The sequence below is a fragment of the Flavobacterium microcysteis genome (genome assembly GCF_006385255.1).
Classification (GTDB): domain Bacteria; phylum Bacteroidota; class Bacteroidia; order Flavobacteriales; family Flavobacteriaceae; genus Flavobacterium; species Flavobacterium microcysteis.
The window spans coordinates 1-225 of record NZ_VFJE01000004.1 but is presented as its reverse complement, the minus strand read 5'-3'; the positions used below and the strand labels follow the sequence as shown (position 1 = coordinate 225).

Annotated in this window: 1 protein-coding gene; it reads right to left on the bottom strand. The window is 51.6% G+C overall.

Translation table 11 applies throughout. The features are described 5' to 3' along the window. A partial coding sequence (locus FJA49_RS18225) for an HYR-like domain-containing protein (protein ID WP_158629412.1) occupies positions 1–225 on the bottom strand: 225 nt, incomplete at both ends.

The following is a 225-nucleotide window of genomic DNA, read 5'->3' as shown; positions in this document are numbered from 1 at the left end:
CTTGAGTATGCTCGGCAGTATTACCGCATAGGTCAGTAGCAGTCCATTTTCTTGTCAATGTATAGCTTCCGGCACAAGCACCGTCAGTTCTAGTCTCTGCAAAAGTTACGGTTGCAGTTCCACAAGCATCAGTTGCAGTAAGCGTAGCCGCAGCCGGAATGTTGTCGCAAGACGCAGCCAGTTCGGCAGCAGGCAGTGTTCCTTCGAACGCAGGAGCCTGAGTAT